Source organism: Sphingomonas sp. (assembly GCF_035555815.1).
GTDB lineage: Bacteria > Pseudomonadota > Alphaproteobacteria > Sphingomonadales > Sphingomonadaceae > Sphingomonas.
Map to the genome: position 1 here is coordinate 1 of NZ_DATMGG010000067.1, position 4035 is coordinate 4035.

Annotated in this window: 5 protein-coding genes and 1 pseudogene; 2 read left to right on the plus strand and 4 right to left on the minus strand. The window is 68.7% G+C overall.

What is annotated here, in order from left to right; all coding sequences use genetic code 11:
* Positions 1–227: pseudogene (locus VNR91_RS03715) on the plus strand (hypothetical protein); the annotation flags it as partial.
* Between the two features lie 204 nt (positions 228–431).
* On the opposite strand, the gene purQ reads toward VNR91_RS03715, so the two are convergent.
* Both purQ and purS read right to left on the minus strand, forming a co-directional pair.
* Positions 432–1097, minus strand: coding sequence for a phosphoribosylformylglycinamidine synthase subunit PurQ (purQ, locus tag VNR91_RS03720; protein ID WP_325489444.1), 666 nt, complete (start codon positions 1095–1097; stop codon positions 432–434).
* Positions 1094–1327 (minus strand): phosphoribosylformylglycinamidine synthase subunit PurS, encoded by a 234-nt coding sequence (purS, locus tag VNR91_RS03725; protein WP_325489445.1) that lies wholly within the window; start codon positions 1325–1327, stop codon positions 1094–1096. Before purS ends, purQ begins: the two co-directional genes overlap by 4 nt.
* Positions 1328–1438: 111 nt before the next feature.
* Here purS and VNR91_RS03730 point away from each other — a divergent pair, with 111 nt between their 5' ends.
* On the plus strand, positions 1439–1591 hold the full coding sequence (locus VNR91_RS03730) for a hypothetical protein (RefSeq protein WP_325489448.1): 153 nt from the start codon (positions 1439–1441) through the stop codon (positions 1589–1591).
* Positions 1592–1653: 62 nt separating this feature from the next.
* On the opposite strand, the gene VNR91_RS03735 is transcribed toward VNR91_RS03730, so the two are convergent.
* Both VNR91_RS03735 and VNR91_RS03740 read right to left on the minus strand, forming a co-directional pair.
* Complete coding sequence (locus tag VNR91_RS03735) at positions 1654–3051, minus strand: porin family protein (protein WP_325489446.1); 1398 nt, start codon at positions 3049–3051, stop codon at positions 1654–1656.
* A gap of 23 nt (positions 3052–3074) precedes the next feature.
* A partial coding sequence (locus VNR91_RS03740) for a transferrin-binding protein-like solute binding protein (RefSeq protein WP_325489447.1) occupies positions 3075–4035 on the minus strand: 961 nt, incomplete at its 5' end.

Genomic DNA, 4035 nt, shown 5'->3' on the forward strand with positions numbered 1-4035 from the left:
TGATGCTGGTGACGGGATGGCGCGCGGGGAGCTGGAAGCCATGGGCCGTCGTGGCGGTGGTGGCGGTGGCGGGCGAGGCGTGGGACCTGCGCGACAGCGTCGTGTTCCACACCCGGATCGACCTGTGGGCCAATTGGCACGACATCTGGAACACGCTGTTCTGGCCGACCGTGATCATGCTGCTGGCACGCGGGACGCCCGTGTTCGGGGGGAAGCGGGGGCGGTAGGGAGAAGCGACGGCGTCAGCGCGGCACGCGGGGCGCTCGATCGCCGCAGGGCATTGCCCCTCGCAAGGACGACGCGAGGGCACCTTGCCCCTCGCCGAATCGGTCGACATCGGGATCGATGGTTTGCCGCGCGATGAATCCGGCATCGCGGCCCCCCGCCGGTATGTCGGAGCGGATCGCGCGGATCGGGAGGCGATGGCGCGATCAGCCGACCGCTTCGAGCAGTCCCTCGAACAGGCGGCGGCCGTCGTTGCCGCCGTGGGCGCCCTCGATCTTGCGTTCGGGGTGCGGCATCATGCCCAGCACGTTGCCGGCGTCGTTGAGGATGCCGGCGATCGACCGCGCCGATCCGTTGACCGGCTCGGCATAGCGGAACGCGACGCGGCCTTCGCCTTCAAGGCGATCGAGCGTGTCGGCATCGGCGAAATAATTGCCGTCGTGGTGGGCGACGGGCACGCGGATCGTCTCGTCCGCGCGGTATTGCGCGGTGAACAGGCTCTGGCTGTTGGCGACGGTCAGCGCGACGTCGCGACAAACGAAATCGAGGCCGGCGTTGCGCATCAGCGCGCCGGGCAGCAGCCCCGCCTCGGTCAGCACCTGGAAGCCGTTGCACACCCCCAGCACCGGCACGCCGCGCCCCGCCGCGTCGACCACCGCGCGCATCACCGGCGAGCGGGCGGAGATCGCGCCGCAGCGGAGGTAATCGCCGTAGGAGAAGCCGCCCGGCAGCGCGATCAGGCCGACCCGGTCGGGCAGGTCGCTGTCGCCGTGCCACACCATGGCGGGGGCGGTGCCGGTCACCGCCTCCAGCGCGACCGCCAGATCCCGGTCGCAGTTCGATCCGGGGAAGACGATCACCGCGGTTTTCACGATACGCGCTCCACCCGGTAATTCTCGATCACCGTGTTGGCGAGCAGCTTGCGGCACATCTCGTCGATCTGGCCGTCGGAGGTGTCGTCGGCGACGTCGATCTCGAAGATCTTGCCGGTGCGGACCTGATCGACGCCATGGAATCCCAGGCCGGCGAGCGCATGCTCGATCGCCTTGCCCTGAGGGTCGAGTACGCCGTTCTTGAGCGTCACCACGATGCGGAGTTTCATGGCCGCGCCTATGGCGGTTCGTCGCATCGGGGGCAAGGGCTTCACGCCTCGTTTACCTGTCGGGCGCAGGGTCGGTTCGCGCATGAATCGCGTGATCGTAAAGGGTTATGAGTGATGGCGTTTCTGGCGATGGTGATGTTCATCGCGCTGTTCGCGTTCGGCAACACCTATTTCGGGTGGAGCGATCCCGGCGGGAAGGTGCAACTGGCGCTGGTCAGCGCGTTCGTGTTCGGCATCATCTGCGGGTTTCGCGCCAAGGGATAGCGAGTCGGCGCCGCGCGGGCCGGCACCGCGGATGCGCCACAGACCCATTTCGGAACGGGCTGTCAGAAATAGCGGGCGAGCGCGAAGCGCAGACGCAGGCGATCGTTGGCGAAGAACGCCAGCGTCGAATCGGAGCGCGAATAGGCGAACTGGACCGAGGGGGAGAAACCCAGCACGCGGACCTTGCGGTTGCCCAGCGTCAGCCCGGCCGACATCCGCCAGTCCCGGCGCGGTTCGCTGGAGAAGATCACCATCGGCGCGTCATAGCCGGCGCGCGAAAGCACCCCGGTGGCCGCGAAGTTGATGCCGAGCGGCAGCTCGCCGCCGACGCCGACCGATCCGCCGACCTCCGTGTTCGAATAGGCCGCGGCGTGCAGCGCGTCGCGGCGCACGAACAGCCCGGCGGAGGCGACGAGGGTGCGCGCGACCGCGCGTTCGGCATTGGCGTAGAGCCCGACCTGCCACCCGTCGTAGTCGCGGTCGAACAGCGCGGTGGTGCGCCGCGCGTCGAGTTGCAGCCCGATCCGAGTCTTGTCTGCGACCGCGATCTGGCCGCCCAGTCGCGCGCCGAGCTGATGGCTGGCGCTGCGGCCGCCGTACCAGCGCTGTGCGCCGACGACCTGTGCGAACACGCTGGAATCGTGCGACAGGTTGCGCTGCGGCCCGGCGGCGAGCTGGACGAGGTAATCGTCATAGGCGGTGCCGGCATAGTTGGTGCCGCTGCCGATGAAATCGACCAGCATCGCGGTCTTTGGCGACAGCGGCAGCCGCGCCCCGGCGCTGATGCTGGCGACCTGACCCGTGCCCGATCGCGCCTTCGCATCGTCGTTGAGCGAGACCGGCAGGGTGGTGTCGCCGAACTGGATGTTGATCGTGTCGGCGGCGGTGGCGCCGTTGATGTTGGTGTCGGGGGCGATGCCGAAATCGACGTCGAGCCGCCACAACCGCTGCGAACGGATCACGTCGCGCGCGCCGCGGATGACGCGGGCGAGATCGGGGGGCAGGCCGCCGCCCTGTTCGGCGATGCGGAACTGGCGGTCGGCGCTGGCGGTCTGGCCCAGCCCGAGCATCGCGCGGGCCAGCTCGAGCCGCACGCGCGTCTGGTTGGGATCGTCGGCCAGGATGCCCTTGAACACCTCGGCGGCGCGTTTGTAGTCGCCCTGTTCCGACGCGGCATAGCCGGCGAGGAAGCGGCTTTGCAGCTTCATCTCCGGCGCCTGCGCCAATGCTTCGATCAGCGGTTCGGCTTCGGCGAAGCGGCGCTCGCGCACCAGCATTTCGGCGCGGGCGAGCAACTGCGCGGGGGTGAGCTGGACCTGGCAGATGCCATAGGTGCACGCGGGCGCGGCGACCGGCGGCGTCGGGGGCTGTTCAACGGTTTCCGGCGCCCGATCCTGCGCCGCGGCCGGCGCCGCCAGCGTCAGGCCGAGCAGCACCGGGGCGGCAAGCAGGCCGCGCATCCTCGCCTCCCTTGGCCGCCGTCCTACTTCTTGGCGCCGGTGAACGCGCCGAGGATGTCGACCCGCTGATCGGGCACGCCGCCGACGATACGGAAATTGCCGCCCACGTTGACCGCGTTGGGGCCGAAGAAGGTGCCGTCGATCGAATTGGCGCCCGCCACCGAATTGCCGGGGTTGGCACGATCGAACACCGGCACCGCGCCGTTGTTTGCGTTCGAGAAGCCCGCCTGGGAGAACTGGCCGGTGAAGCCGCCGGTGCTCGCCAGGTCGATCGTCCCCGCGCCGGTGGCGGTGAAGGTCGATCCACCGGGCACGCCGGTGGCGCCGGGGGCCAGCGTCTGGCCGGCATAATTGGCGGCGGAGGCGGTGCCTGTCAGCAACATGCTCATCGTCGACTTGCCGAAATCGATGTCGATCTTGCTGCTGCCGGTGATCCACTGGAAGTACGTGGATTGCGGGTTCGACGAATCGAGCGTGTTGTTGACCACCATCGTCGCCAGCATTCCGCCTTCGTAGCTGGCGGTGCCGGTGACCGGGATCTGGGTGCGGCTGGTCTGCGCGCCGAACACCATCGCGCCGCGCTGGAACACGCTGTTCGAATCCTTCGCGAACACGCCGGGCGTGTCGGACGGGGTGAAGGTGTTGCGGACATAGCCGGCCAGCGAGACGTAGGTCGTCTGCGATCCGGGCCGCTGATAGAAGAAGGTGATCGCGTCGACGCGCGGCGATCCCGCTTCCGGCCCGGCGCTTTCGAGGAAGTTGAAATCGGTCAGGTCGGTGGGAACGCCCCATTGCGGGGTCAGCGAACCGCCGAAGTCGGTGCGGTGCGCCGGATCCTGGAAACGATTGTCGCCCAGGCTGATGTTGGCCTTGTCATCGACGAAGCTGACGGTGAACACTCCGTCGCGCGGATTGTAGACCACCGTGCCCGACGGCGTCCGCACCGAACTGGCGTTGCCGGCGTAAAGCTGCGCGCCCTCGACC